A 12,595-nucleotide genomic window follows, 5' to 3' on the forward strand; every position below is an offset into this window, starting at 1 on the left:
GGCTCGCCCAGGCCGCCGCCGAGCAGGCGGTCGCCGAGGCCGACCGGGCGCTCACCGGGCTGCGGGTCGAGGAGTCGGCCGCCACGGCCGCGGCCGGCGGCCGTCCCGCGGACGGGCTCGCCGACGAGCTGGCGGCGGTCGGCCGGGAGCGCGCCGATGCCGTCCGTCTGGCGGACGCCATCGGCGGGATCGACCGGCGGATCGCGCAGTGGACGCGGGAGCAGGAGGCCGCCCGCGAGCAGCTGCGCGAGAGCGGCGAGGCCACCGCGGCCGCCTCCGCCCGGCTGCGCGCATTGGACGCCGAACGGCGCGAGCTGGCCGGGCGGCTGGCCGTCGTCCGGGGTGACGCCCCGTCGGTGGCCGCCCGCGCGGCCCAGGTCTCCGCGGCGGCCGAGGCGGTGGCGGCGGCGCTCGCGGCCGTCCGGGCGACCGCGGAGGCCGCGGGCCGGCTCGCCGACGCCGAACGGGAGCTGGAGCGGGTGGCCGTGGAGGCCGGTTTCGGCTCGCCGCGCGAGGCCGCCGAGGCCCTGCTGCCGGCCGCCGAACGGGCCGCGCTGGAGGCCCGGCTGGAGGCCCACGACCGGGCGCTGGCGGCGGCCGAGGCCGATCTGGCCCGGCCGGAGCTGGCGGCGGCCGCCGCCCGGGCGCCGGCCGACCCGGCGGGCGCCGCCGAGGCGCTGGCGCGGGCCACCGGGTGGCTGGGGCGGGCGCGATCGGCCGTCGACGAGGCCGAGCGGCGCTGCGCGGCGCTGGCCCGGCTCGGGGCGGGGCTGACCGCGCTGGCCCGCGAGCTCGGCCCGGCGCTGGAGGAGCTCGGCCGGATCGGCCGGCTGTCGGCGCTGGTCTCGGGCGCGCCCGGGGAGAACGCGCTGCGGATGCGGCTGGAGTCGTACGTGCTGGCGGCCCGGCTGGAGCAGGTCGCGGCGGCGGCCAGCGAGCGGCTGGTCCGGATGTCGGGCGGGCGGTACACGCTGGTGCACAGCGACGGCCTGGTGTCGGGCACCAAGCGCTCCGGGCTGTCCCTGCGGGTGGTGGACGCCTGGACGGGCAGCGACCGGGACACCGCCACGCTCTCCGGCGGCGAGAGCTTCTTCGCCTCGCTGGCCCTGGCGCTCGGCCTGGCGGACGTGGTGACCGACGAGGCGGGCGGCATGCCGCTGGACACGCTCTTCATCGACGAGGGCTTCGGCAGCCTCGACGAGCACACCCTGGAGGAGGTGATGGACGTGCTGGACGGGCTGCGCGAGCGGGACCGCTCGGTCGGGATCGTCAGCCACGTCGCCGACCTCCGCTCGCGGATCCCCGCGCAGCTGGTGGTCCGCAAGGGCCGGCACGGCTCGACGCTGGCGGTGACGGCGCAGCAGGACGTCTGAGCGGCCGCGGGCTCCGCCCGCCGCCTTGCCCGCCGGGGCGGGGCACCGGTTCGATGGCGCCATGGCTGACACCGCGTCGCACCCCGTCCTGTACCTGCTCGGCTCGGCGGCCCCGCCGGTCCTCGGCGTCGGCCCGGTGATCGGGCGGGCCCGGGCGGCGGGGTGGGACGTCGTGCTCGGGCTGACCCCAACCGCGGCGTCCTGGCTGGGCGGGGAGGTGGCACGGCTGGAGGCGCTCACCGGGCACCTGGTGAAGTCGCGCTACCGGCGGCCCGGCGAGCCGGACGTCCTGCCGCCTGCCGACGCCGTGCTGTTCGCCCCGGCGACCTTCAACAGCGTCAACTGCCTGGCGCTCGGGCTCACCTCGTCCTGGGTCGCCGGGTACACCGCCGAGGCGGTCGGCAAGGGCCTGCCGGTGTGCGTGGTGCCGTGCGTCAACCCGGCGCTCGCCGGCCATCCGCAGTACGGCCGCTCGGTGGCCGCGCTGCGCGGCGCCGGCGTCGACGTCCTGCTGGACGCGGACCGCCCGGGGGTGGACGACCGCGGTGACGAGGGCCCGCCGGACTTCCCGTGGGACGCCGCGCTCGCCCGGCTGGGCCGGGCGTCGGCGCTCCGGGCGGCCGGCCCGGACCTCGGCTGAGCACCCCGGGCCCGGCCCGCCCGGTCAGCCCGGTCAGCCCGGTCAGCCCGAGCAGGCGATCCGCTGGGCCTGCTGCCAGGTGCAGACCGGGCAGTAGGTGGCGCCGGCCAGGTCCGCCGGGTGCTCGGTGGGCTCGCCGCACAGCACGCAGTCGGCGCGCGGGCCGGCGGCCGGGTCGGCCGGGGTGAGCCCGCGCAGGGCCGCGGCGTCGTCCCGGGGTACCGCGCAGAGGGTGTCGTCGTCGTCCATGGCCGTCTTCCTATCCGCCGTGCGCCGTCCCCGGCAAGCAACGCCGGCCGGCCGTCCCGTATGCCGGACGGCCGGGCTCGGCACCGGCCGGGGGGAACCGGCGGAGCGGCCCGTGAGCGGCCCGGGGCCCGCCTCAGCCGAGGAAGCTGAGCCGTAGCGTGCGGCGCGGGTTGTCGATGTTGGTGTCGACCAGCACCACCGACTGCCAGATGCCGAGGGCGAGCCGGCCGCCGATCACCGGGAGGGTGGCGTGCGGGGCGACCAGTCCGGGCAGCACGTGGTCCCGGCCGTGCCCGGGGCTGCCGTGGCGATGGCGCCAGCGGCCGTCGGCGGGCAGCAGGTCGCGGAGCAGGGCGAGCAGGTCCTCGTCGCTGCCCGCGCCGGTCTCGATCACCGCGATCCCGGCGGTGGCGTGCGGGACGAACACGTTCAGCAGTCCGTCGCGGCCGCGGGCGGCGGAGTCCAGGAAGGCCGCGCAGCGCTCCGTCACGTCGAGGGCGACCTCGCCGGTGCCCGTGGTGATCTCGAAGGTGCGGGAGTGGAAGGTGTCCGACATGGTCACATCCTGGCGCATCCCGGGCGCCCTGCCGCGCAGGTCCGGGGGAAGGCCCGTGAGGCTGCGGGGGAGGATGGTGAGGACATGGGAAGGACCCGGCGGACATCGCGTCCGTCGGGTCGTCGTCCGGGCGGACCCGGACTAGCCGCGGCCGCCGAACAGGCTGCGACGCAGCCGGCGGAGCGGCGCGAGCAGCGACACGCGGGCGGTGCGGCGCGGCGCGTTCTTCGCACCGACCCCTCCGGTACCGCGCGGGGTCAGCTCCCTTATGAGGCCGAGGGCCTCGGCCGTGTCGACCGTCGAGAGCGCCGGCGCGCCGAGCACGGCGAGGTGGCGGTCGATCCGGCGGCCGGTCGCACCGACTCCGCACTGGATCGCCGGCACCCGTGGCCGGGGCCGCACTTGCATCTGTTCCATCGTTTCCCACCCCTACGAGGCGCCAGGGCCGTGAGGCGAAGACTATCCGTGTCTGACGGTCTTCGCGCAACCGTCCTGGTGTTCTGCCACCGTATCGTGCGACAGGAACTGACGCTTCACCAGGAGGCCGTGGGCTCGGTCACGACTGCGCATCGATGCCGGCGGTCCGCCGCCGCAGGTGGCGGGGGTCGGGCGGGCCCAAACCCGTTCCCGGGAGCACGGTGCACCGCGCCGCCGCTCAGAGCGGCACGGCTCGGCGCGCGGGAGGCCGGCGGTGCGCCGGTGCTCCACCCGAGCCCCCCCTCGGGGTGCGTGCGGCGACCGCGGCGGGGCAGGCCGGGGCAGGTGCGGATCCCCCCGGAGCGAGACTTCAGAACTTGAACGCGTCAGAGGGATTGACGTGACGGAAACCTACAAGCAATATTTCCTCAGACGCGGAATCCCGGGCCACCCCCTGGGAGACCCTGTCAAATGAGTTCGACAGATGAATGTTCTTCCGACACCGACATGAGTCACTGTCCGGCCGTCTCGACGCTGCGGCGGCCCGGCTCAGGTGTGGTGTACGGACCGGCGGCCGGCCGTTGAGGGTCGGCCTGGCCGCCAACCGGACTGCCGGGGCCGCCGCTCGCACGGCGCGGCACCGGCGGTCGCGTTTTCCGGCCCCGCCGGCGGCCCCGCGCACACCCGCCGGGCGCGCCGCCCCGGCCTCCGGCGAGCCGTCGCCTCCCCCGCGACCGGTCCCGCAGAAACGATCCGCCGTCCGCCGCTCCGGGACACCCGCCGACACCCCGACGGTCACTTTCGGTCAACCGGCCGTCCACCTCTTCTGGCTACAGTGGTCGGACCGGGCGATCAGCCGCCGACCCCACCGTCCCTCGCGGAGTGAACGAGCGTGAGCCCCCTCCTCAGCATTGTCCTGCCGGTCCATGGGGTGGAGCGCTTCCTGCCGCAGTGCCTGGAGTCACTGCAGGGCCGGACGGCGGCCCCGGGCGAGGTCGAGATCATCGCGGTGGACGACCGCTCCCCCGACCGCTGCGGCGCCCTGCTCGACCGGCACGCCGCCGGCGACGACCGGATGCGGGTGCTCCACCTCGCCGAGAACCGCGGACTGGGCGGCGCCCGCACGGCCGGCCTGGCCGAGGCCCGCGGCCGCTACCTCTGGTTCGTCGACAGCGACGACTGGCTGCCCGAGGGCGCCCTGGACGCCGTCCTGGCCGAGCTGCGCCGCGAGGAGGCCGCCGAGCGGCCCGCCGACGTGCTGCTCACCGACTTCGTCCACGCCTACCCGGACGGCTCCGCCGAGCCGAACCCCTGGCGCCGCCTGCTGGCCACCGGGCCGCTCCGGGACGGCTGCACCGCCGCCGACCAGCCCGGCCTGCTGCGCAGCGTCATGGCGGTCTGGAACAAGGTCCTGCGCCGGGATTACCTGCTCGGCCTCGGCGTGGAGTTCGGCCGGGGTTACTACGAGGACATCTCGGTCACCTACCCGGCGCTGCTCGCCGCCGGGCGGCTGCGCTACCTGGACCGCCCCTGCTACGCCTACCGGCGCGGCCGCCCCGGCGCGATCACCAGCACGCCCTCCCCGCGGCACGCGGACGCCTTCGCGCAGTACGACGCGATCTTCGCCTTCCTGGACGGCCGGCCGAGCCCGCTGCGCCCGCTGGTCTTCGACCGCACCGTCCGCCAGGCCCTCACCGTCTACGACACGCCCGGGCTGGTGCCCGCCGCCCTGCGCGGCGAGTTCTTCGACCGGATCACCGGCCACATCGCCCGGCACCGGCCGGCCGGCCACCGCTTCCCGCTCGGGGCGCAGGGGATCGCCTCCCGGCTCGCGGCCCGCGGCGCCCGCCGCTCGTACGACGCGCTGCGCCGCACCCGGGCGCTGCCGCGGGCGGCCCGGCGCACCGGCCGGGCGGCGGCACCGGCCCTGCGGAGGGCGGTGCGCGGCGGCGCCCGCTCGACCGCGTACGGGGTGTTCCGGCGGCTGCCGCTGGACGAGCACCTGGCGGTGTACGCGGCGTACTGGCACCGCGGCTACGCCTGCAACCCGGCGGCGATCTACGAGAAGGCCCGCGAGCTGGCCCCGCAGATCCGCGGGGTGTGGGTGGTGGAGACCCGGGCCCAGGCCGCCGCGCTGCCGCCCGGGGTGCCCTACGTGCTGCTGAACTCGCCCGCGTACCTGCGCGCCACGGCGACCGCGAAGTACTTCGTCAACAACGTCAACTTCCCGCACACCATGGGCAAGCGGCCGGGCGCGGTGCAGGTGCAGACCCAGCACGGCACGCCGCTCAAGAGCATGGGCATGGACCTGCGGGCGTTCCCGGACGCCGCGGACGGCATGGACTTCGACCGGCTGCGCGAGGCCGTGGGGCGCTGGGACTACCTGGTCTCCCCCAATCCGCACACCAGTGAGCACTTCACCCGGGCGTTCCCGGGGCGGTACGAGCTGCTGGAGACCGGCTACCCGCGCAACGACCGGCTGGTGAACGCCACCGCCGAGGAGTGCGCCGCCGTCCGCGAGGCGCTCGGCATCGCTGCCGGGCAGCGCACCGTGCTGTACGCGCCGACCCACCGCGAGGGCCGCGGCGGGTACCTGCCGCTGCTGGACCTGCCCGAGCTGGCCCGTCGGCTCGGCCCCGGCCACACCGTGCTGGTCCGCGCGCACTACTTCCACACGGGCGGGACGGGCCCGGCCGACGGGGACCCGGGCGCCGCCCGGATCCTCGACGTGTCGGGCCACCCCTCGGTCGAGGACCTCTGCCTGGCCTCGGACGCCCTGGTCACCGACTACTCGTCGCTGATGTTCGACTACGCGGTCCTGGACCGCCCGATCGTGGTCTTCGCGCCGGACTGGGAGGAGTACCGCGCCGCCCGCGGCGTCTACTTCGACCTGCTCGCCGACCCGCCGGGCGCGGTCGCCCTGGAGAGCGGCCAGGTCGCGGCGGCCCTGCTGGCCGGGGATCCGGAGCCGGCGCTGCGGGCGCGCTTCCGGGAGCGGTTCTGTCCGTGGGACGACGGCGCGGCGGCCGAGCGGGTGGTGCGCCGGGTGTTCCCGACCGGCGCGCCCGCGGCGCCGCCCGCCGCCCGGGTGCTGACCGCCTGACGGTCCGTCGACCCCCGCCGGCACCGGTCTGCAGTCGCTCCAGCGCGCAGCGTGACGAGAATCGCAGTGCCCGAGGGCCGAGAGGGAGTGGACGGGCGCCGGGGTGCATGTCGTAACCTGCGGTCTGACCTCGAACCGATCGCTGTGATCGCTGCCGGAACCCGCCGGCCGGCCAGGGAGGGCCCATGCTCAACCTCATCACGAAGCTCGTGCTCAAGCCGCTGGCGAAGGCCGTGTACCGGCCCGTCATCGAGGGCCTGGAGCACGTGCCTCGCAAGGGTGGGGTGATCCTGGCCAGCAACCACCTGTCGTTCGTCGACAGCGTGGTGATCCCGCTGACGGCGCCGCGCCAGGTGTTCTTCCTGGCGAAGGCCGAGTACTTCACCGGCACCGGGCTGAAGGGCGCGATCTCGCGCGCGGTGTTCACCTCGGTGCTGAACGCGGTGCCGGTCGAGCGCGGCACCTACCGGTCGGCGGCGGCCTCGCTGGAGCAGGCGCTGGAGATCCTGGAGGACGGCAAGGCCTTCGGCATCTACCCCGAGGGCACCCGCTCGCTGGACGGCCGGCTGTACCGCGGCAAGACCGGCGTCGCGTGGCTCGCCCTGACCGCCGGCGTACCGGTGGTGCCGGTGGCCCTGGAGGGCCCGGCCGAGATCCTCCCAGTCGGCAAGCGGATCCCCCGGGTGCGGCAGGTGACGGTGCGCTTCGGCGAGCCGCTGCACTTCACCGAGCTGCACGGCCAGGCCCGCTCGGCGCGGGCCCGCCGCCAGGTCACCGACGAGGTGATGGCGGCCATTCACGCGCTCTCCGGCCAGGAGCTCGCCGACGCCTACAACGAGGTCCCGAAGGCGGCCTGATCCGCAGGGGCGTCGAGGAAGGCGAGCAGCCGCCGGTCGAGCTCGGCGGCGCACCCGGTGGGTACCGTGTGGTGGCTCGCCCCGGCCAGGGTGGCGATCTCGGCCTGCGGCAGCGCCCGGCGGGCGTTCTCGGCGACCCGGTGCACGTCGTGCACGCCGCTGCGTTCGGCGAGCAGCACCAGCACCGGCAGCCGCAGCCCGGCAGTGTCCGGCCGCCGCCCGACCACCGGGCGGCCGCCGAGACCGGCGCCGAGGGCGTAGAGCTCCTGCCACTGCGCATCGGCGGCCGCGGCCGCGCCGGCGGTCTCCCGGGCCAGATGGGCGCGGGCCCGCGCCGGGGTCGGCCGCAGCACCAGCGGCAGGGCGCGCAGCAGGTAGCCGGGCCGGAAGCCGGCGAAGCAGCCGGTCGGGTCGAGCAGGGCCAGCCGGTCGACCCGCCCGGGCGCGTGCACCGCGTAGGCGAGGGCGATCCAGGCCCCGTAGGAGTGGCCGCACAGGTGGACCCGGTCGGCGCCGAGCCCGTCGAGCAGCGCGTCCAGCCAGGCCGTCAGGTCGGCCGGGGTGCGCACCGGCCGCCCTCCCGGGAGGCTGCGTCCGGGCTCGCCGGGCAGGTCGACGGCGAGCACCCGGTGGCGGGCGCCGAGCGCGGCCGCCTCGGCGTACCAGACCGTGCCGGTGGCGCCGCCGCCGGGCAGCAGCACCAGCGGGGTCCCGTCCGCGGGCCCGAGGGCGTGCACCCGGGTGGTGCCGTACGGGGTGGGCACGTCGAGTTCGGCGGTGCCCTCCGGCCAGCGGGCCAGCATCGCGTCGTACGCGGCGGTGAACTCCTGGGACTCGACGGGCACGGCAGCCTCCCGGGGCGACTCGTTGACCATGACTCTCGTTCAGCGAGATACTAGTTCGGCGAGAGGAGAGGATGTCAATGGAGGAACCGGACGGCGCCGGCATGGCGCTGGTGCACCTGCTGCGCGCGGTGACGGTCGAGTTCGACCTGCTGGGGGCGGAGTTCGCGGCGCGGCACGGGCTGCACCCGACCGACCTGCGGGCGCTGATCCACCTGCTGGACGCGGCCCGCGCCGGGGAGAGCACCACCCCGGGCCGGCTCGGCGAGGCGCTGCGGCTGAACTCGGCGGGCACCACGGCGCTGGTCGACCGGCTGGAGCGCCTCGGCCTGGTCCGGCGCACCCGCGACGACCGGGACCGCCGCCGGGTGCTGCTGTCCGTGGAGGACCGGGCCGTCGAGCTGGGCCGCTCGTTCTTCGGGCCGCTGATCGGCGGCCTGGTGACGGCCGCCGGGGAGTTCGACGGGGCCGAGCTGGCGGCCGTGCGGCGCTACCTGGCCGCGGCGCTGGCCGCGGCCCGCGCCCAGCGCACGTAGCGCGGCCCGCTTCAGGCCTCGATGCCCTCGCGGCGCAGCAGGGCGGCGTAGCGGCCGCCGCGGGCGAGCAGCTCGTCGTGGGTGCCGAGCTCGGCGATCTCGCCGCGGTCGAGGACGGCGATCTGGTCGGCGTCCCGCACGGTGGAGAGCCGGTGCGCGATGGTGATCGTGGTACGGCCCGCGGCGAGGGCGTCGATGGCCTGCTGGACGGCGGCCTCGGTGCGGTTGTCGAGCGCGCTGGTGGCCTCGTCCAGGATCAGCACCGGCGGATTGCGCAGGATGGTCCGGGCGATCGCCAGCCGCTGCTTCTCACCGCCGGAGAAGCGGTAGCCGCGCTCGCCGACGAGGGTGTCGTAGCCGTCCGGCAGGGCGGCGATCATCGGGTGGATCTGGGCGGCCTCGGCGGCGGCGACCAGCTCCTCGTCGGTGGCGTCGGGCTTGGCGAAGCGCAGGTTGTCGGCGACCGAGGCGTGGAAGAGGTAGGTCTCCTGGGAGACCACGCCGACCGCCCGGGCGAGCGCCTCGAAGGACAGCTCGCGCACGTCGGTGCCGTCGATGGTGACCCGGCCGCCGGTGACGTCGTAGAGCCGCGGGACGAGGTAGCTGAGCGTGGTCTTGCCGGAGCCGGTCTCGCCGACCACGGCGAGCGAGGAGCCGGCCGGGACCTTGAGGTCGATGCCGGTGAGGGTGGGCCGCTCCTGGTCGTCCTGGTAGCGGAACTCCACGCCGTCGAAGGTGACGTCGCCGCGGATCTCCGGCAGCCGGACGGGGTGCTCGGGCTCGGCGATCTCCACCGGCAGGTCGAGGTACTCGAAGATCCGCTGGAACAGCGCCAGCGAGGTCTGCACCTGGACGCCGGTGGCCAGCAGGCTCACGGTCGGGCGGAACAGGCCCTGCTGGAGCGAGACGAAGGCGACCAGGGTGCCGACCGAGACGATCGGCGCGCCGTGGCCCGCGGCGAGGCCGGCCGCCCAGTAGATCAGTGCGGGCATCGCGGCCATCACGATCTGGATGGTGGACATCCGCCAGCGGCCGGCCATGGTGGACCGGACCTCCAGGTCGGCGAGCTCGTCGGACTGCCGGGTGAAGTCGCCGGAGAGCGCGTCGGAGCGGCCCATCGTCCGGCCGAGCAGCATGCCGCTGACCGAGAGCGACTCCTGGACGGCGGAGCTCATCGCGGCCAGCTTGCGCTGCCGCTCGCCGGTGATCTTCTTGCGCTCGTTGCCGACCCGGCGGCTGATCCAGACGAAGAACGGGAGCAGCAGCAGCGAGACCACGGTGAGGCGCCAGTCCAGGGCGACCATGGCGACGACCGTGGCGACCACGGCCGTGAGGTTGGAGACCAGCGAGGTCGCGGTGCTGGTGACGGTGGACTGCATGCCGCCGATGTCGTTGGCGATCCGGGACTGCACCTCGCCGGTGCGGGTCCGGGTGAAGAACGCCAGCGACATCCGCTGGAGGTGGGTGTAGACCGCGGTGCGCAGGTCGTGCATGACCCGCTGCCCGACCACGGTGGAGATCAGGGTCTGCAGCACGTTGAAGATGCTGTTGACGACGGCCGCGGCGATCATGCCGAGGGCCAGCAGGCTGAGCAGGCCGGTGCGGCCCTGCGGGATCGCGGTGTCGAGGACGGCGCGCAGCAGGAAGGGCGTGACCACCGAGACGACCGCGGAGGCGGCGACCAGCAGGCCTACCACCGCGAGCCGTCCGGTGTACGGGCGGAACAGGGCGAGGATCCGGCGGCCCTGGACGGGCGGGGCGGAGTCGCCCCGCTCGCGCGCGGGCGGGGTCCAGTCGATCCGGTCGGGTTTCAAGGGCGGCCTCCGGGGGTCGGGCGGTCGGCGCCGCCAGCATACCGAGCACAACTCATTGTTAGCTGAACTAACAGTGAGCCTTACTCTATTCCTGCGGCGCCGGATCGCGGCTGCCGGGCGCTCAGTCCGTCCGGTAGGTGCGGCCCGCCTTGGAGGAGACCGCGCCCAGGCCGCCGGCCGGCAGCAGCCGGGCGATCGCCACGGCCGCCTTGTACCGCTTGCCCGGCACCGAGAGGGTGCGGCCGCGGGCCAGGTCGCGCAGCGAGTCGGCGACCACCCGGTCGGCGTCCAGCCAGCCCCAGGACGGGATGTTCGAGGTGCCCATCCCGGCGCGCTGGTGGAACTCCGTCCTGGTGAAGCCGGGGCAGAGCGCCTGCAGCCGGATCCCGGTGCCGCCCAGGTCGCGGGCGATGCCCTGGGTGAAGCTCACCACCCACGCCTTGCTCGCGCCGTACGTGCCGCGCGGCAGGAAGGCGGCCACCGAGGCGACGTTGACCACCGCGCCGCGGCCGCGCTCGCGCATCCCCGGCAGCGCGGCTGTGGTGGTCCGCAGGATCGCCTCGATGTGCACCTTCACCATGTCCAGCTCGGCCTCGAGCGGCACGTCGAGGAAGGCGCCGCGGTTCCCGAAGCCCGCGTTGTTGACCAGGATGTCGACCGGCCGGGCCGCGTCGCGCAGCCGCTCCTCCACGGCGGTGATCCCGGCGTCGGTGGCGAGGTCGGCGGTGAGCACCTCCACCGCGACGCCGTGGCGCTTGCCCAGCTCGGCGGCGGCGGACTCCAGCCGCTCGGTGTCGCGGGCGACCAGCACCAGGTCGCGCCCGTCCTTGGCGAGCCGCCGGGCGAAGGCGGCGCCGATGCCGGCGGTGGCGCCGGTGATGAGAGCAGTCGTCATGCGAGGACCGTACTGTCCGCCGGGCCCGGACGCACGGGCGCCGCCCGCCCCCGCGGTGCCCGGGCCGGGCGGCGCTCCGAGCGGGCGGTCAGGCCCGGTAGGCGGCCCAGGAGTTGGCCATCCGGGTCACCTGGCCGGCGGTGAACTGGGTCATGCAGGAGTCGTAGGTGTAGTCCATGAAGTTGTGGATCGGGTCCACGCCGGGCTTGGTGGTGCAGCTGTCCCGGCCGGTCGGGCAGGCGTAGGCGGCGCTCTTCTCGGCGGGGGTGTCGTCGACGTAGTCGCCGTTGCCGGTGCAGCCGCCCTGGAAGGTGTGGTACAGCCCGAGCCAGTGGCCGATCTCGTGGGTGGCGGTGTCGCCCTCGTTGTAGTTGGCCGCCGATCCGCCGGGCAGCGAGGCGTCGAGCACCACCACGCCGTCGTCGGTCGGCGCGGAGGCGTAGGAGCCCGGGAAGGTCGCCCAGCCGAGCAGGCTCTGGCCGAGGTTGGCGGTGTAGAGGTTCAGGGTGCCGGCGCCGCCCTTGCGCAGCGCGGTCTTCATCTGCTTCTCGGCGGCGGAGCCGGGCGTGATGCCGCTGTACCAGGCCGCCTTGTCGGTGTAGTCGGTGCCGGCCAGCTGGAACTGGAAGGGGCTGGCGGTGTTGCCCGCGCCCTGGCCGCCGTAGGCCGCGTTCAGCACCGCGATCTGGTCGGCGACCTGCGCCGCGGTCAGCTTGCCGGCCGACCCCGAGTGGATCACGTGCACGTACACCGGGACGGTGGTCGGGGTGAGGCTGCCGGCCTCGGCGAGCAGCCTGGCCCCCTCGGGGGTGCCGGCCAGGGCGGCCAGACGGGCCTTCAGGTCCGCCTCCATCGCCTTCGCCTGGAGGTCGGTGATCGCGTTGGGCTCGTGCGCGGCGGATCCGGCGGGCCGGCGGGCCGCGGGGTCGGCGTCCGCACCGCCGGTGCACGCCGCGGCGGCCGGGGCGGCCAGCACGGTGCCCGAGGTGGGCAGCGCGAACTGACCGACCGACAGCAGGGCGGCCAGGGCGGTCGCGGCGAGCAGCCGGTTGCCGGGCACGGCGGAGCGGGCCGGACGGATGACACGGGCAGGGGGGCGCATCTGCTCTCCCGGAGGGTGTGGGGACGGCGGCCGTGGGTGCCGCCGAGCAGAGACCACCCGTCCCCGCCGCGGACGCGTCAGATGCATTCCGGTCGCGAAATCCTCCGGACAGGTCACCCCGGGCCCGGGCGCTACCGGCAATCGGGCGATCCCTGACGGTGACTCATCCGACCGGCCGCCCGGACCCCTTGCCCGGAGAGCGGTGCGCCGG

General features: G+C 75.6%; 12 protein-coding genes. 5 read left to right on the plus strand and 7 right to left on the minus strand.

Annotation, left to right across the window (positions count from 1 at the left end):
• Positions 1-1,373 (plus strand): SbcC/MukB-like Walker B domain-containing protein (locus ACFV0G_RS22455; protein WP_380550621.1); only part of this gene is annotated, 1,373 nt, incomplete at its 5' end.
• Between the two features lie 61 nt (positions 1,374-1,434).
• The gene (locus tag ACFV0G_RS22460; RefSeq protein ID WP_380550624.1) at positions 1,435-2,013 is read left to right on the plus strand and encodes a flavoprotein; all 579 of its coding nucleotides are present in this window, start codon (positions 1,435-1,437) and stop codon (positions 2,011-2,013) included.
• 42 nt (positions 2,014-2,055) lie between these two features.
• Here the strand turns inward: ACFV0G_RS22460 and ACFV0G_RS22465 are convergent, their stop codons facing one another.
• From ACFV0G_RS22465 to ACFV0G_RS22475, 3 genes are all read right to left on the minus strand, one after another.
• A complete protein-coding gene (locus tag ACFV0G_RS22465) occupies positions 2,056-2,262 on the minus strand; it encodes a hypothetical protein (RefSeq protein ID WP_380550627.1) in 207 nt (68 codons plus the stop codon).
• Positions 2,263-2,395: 133 nt separating this feature from the next.
• The gene (locus ACFV0G_RS22470) at positions 2,396-2,818 is read right to left on the minus strand and encodes a YjbQ family protein (protein WP_380550630.1); all 423 of its coding nucleotides are present in this window, start codon (positions 2,816-2,818) and stop codon (positions 2,396-2,398) included.
• A 141-nt stretch (positions 2,819-2,959) separates the two neighbouring features.
• Positions 2,960-3,235 carry a hypothetical protein gene (locus ACFV0G_RS22475; RefSeq protein ID WP_100887738.1) on the minus strand — a complete coding sequence of 92 codons (276 nt, stop codon included), beginning with the start codon at positions 3,233-3,235 and terminating at the stop codon, positions 2,960-2,962.
• A gap of 892 nt (positions 3,236-4,127) precedes the next feature.
• On the opposite strand from ACFV0G_RS22475, the gene ACFV0G_RS22480 reads away from it, so the two are divergent.
• Together ACFV0G_RS22480 and ACFV0G_RS22485 are read left to right on the plus strand one after the other, a co-directional pair.
• Positions 4,128-6,338: a CDP-glycerol glycerophosphotransferase family protein gene (locus tag ACFV0G_RS22480; protein ID WP_380550634.1), complete on the plus strand. Its 2,211-nt coding sequence runs from the start codon at positions 4,128-4,130 to the stop codon at positions 6,336-6,338.
• A 185-nt stretch (positions 6,339-6,523) separates the two neighbouring features.
• On the plus strand, positions 6,524-7,195 hold the full coding sequence (locus ACFV0G_RS22485) for a lysophospholipid acyltransferase family protein (RefSeq protein WP_380550637.1): 672 nt from the start codon (positions 6,524-6,526) through the stop codon (positions 7,193-7,195).
• Here ACFV0G_RS22485 and ACFV0G_RS22490 read toward each other — a convergent pair.
• A complete protein-coding gene (locus tag ACFV0G_RS22490) occupies positions 7,168-8,070 on the minus strand; it encodes an alpha/beta fold hydrolase (RefSeq protein ID WP_380550640.1) in 903 nt (300 codons plus the stop codon). The two genes, ACFV0G_RS22485 and ACFV0G_RS22490, sit on opposite strands and share 28 nt — an antisense overlap.
• Positions 8,071-8,117: 47 nt before the next feature.
• Between ACFV0G_RS22490 and ACFV0G_RS22495 the strand changes: the two genes are divergently transcribed.
• Positions 8,118-8,573, plus strand: coding sequence for a MarR family transcriptional regulator (locus tag ACFV0G_RS22495; RefSeq protein ID WP_380550643.1), 456 nt, complete (start codon positions 8,118-8,120; stop codon positions 8,571-8,573).
• Between the two features lie 11 nt (positions 8,574-8,584).
• Here the strand turns inward: ACFV0G_RS22495 and ACFV0G_RS22500 are convergent, their stop codons facing one another.
• The 3 genes from ACFV0G_RS22500 to ACFV0G_RS22510 form a co-directional block, all read right to left on the minus strand.
• On the minus strand, positions 8,585-10,387 hold the full coding sequence (locus ACFV0G_RS22500) for an ABC transporter ATP-binding protein (protein WP_380550646.1): 1,803 nt from the start codon (positions 10,385-10,387) through the stop codon (positions 8,585-8,587).
• 121 nt (positions 10,388-10,508) lie between these two features.
• Positions 10,509-11,282 carry an SDR family NAD(P)-dependent oxidoreductase gene (locus tag ACFV0G_RS22505; RefSeq protein WP_380550649.1) on the minus strand — a complete coding sequence of 258 codons (774 nt, stop codon included), beginning with the start codon at positions 11,280-11,282 and terminating at the stop codon, positions 10,509-10,511.
• 88 nt (positions 11,283-11,370) lie between these two features.
• A complete protein-coding gene (locus tag ACFV0G_RS22510) occupies positions 11,371-12,384 on the minus strand; it encodes a zinc metalloprotease (RefSeq protein WP_380550652.1) in 1,014 nt (337 codons plus the stop codon).
• Positions 12,385-12,595 lie beyond the last annotated feature (211 nt).

The organism is Kitasatospora sp. NPDC059571 (assembly GCF_042735675.1).
Classification (GTDB): domain Bacteria; phylum Actinomycetota; class Actinomycetes; order Streptomycetales; family Streptomycetaceae; genus Kitasatospora.